Annotated in this window: 1 protein-coding gene; it reads right to left on the bottom strand. The window is 68.2% G+C overall.

The features are described from left to right. Positions 1–70 precede the first annotated feature (70 nt). The coding region (locus FLQ44_RS23345) for a glutamine amidotransferase-related protein (RefSeq protein ID WP_439144966.1) at positions 71–299 on the bottom strand (229 nt) is incomplete at its 5' end.

The following is a 299-nucleotide window of genomic DNA, read 5'->3' on the forward strand; positions in this document are numbered from 1 at the left end:
TAGTCGCCCTGTTTGAGCCGCACCACGCGTCCGTCGCGGACGTCGATGGCGGGAATCGCGACAAAGCCGGTCATTGGCCGTCCCACTCCATGAAGTTCTTGAGCAGCTGCGCGCCCACCGCGGCAGAGCGCTCGGGATGAAACTGCGCGCCGGCGACGTTGCCGCGGCGAACGATGGCGCTGAAGGCCTCGCCGTGCGTGCTCGACGCCAGCGTGTAGTCGCCGACTGGCGCCGCATAGCTGTGCACGAAGTAGGCTTGCGCGCCTTCGGCGATGTCGTTCAGCAGGGCCGAGGCGCGC

It is taken from the genome of Vogesella mureinivorans (assembly GCF_007644035.1).
GTDB classification, from domain to species: domain Bacteria; phylum Pseudomonadota; class Gammaproteobacteria; order Burkholderiales; family Chromobacteriaceae; genus Vogesella; species Vogesella mureinivorans.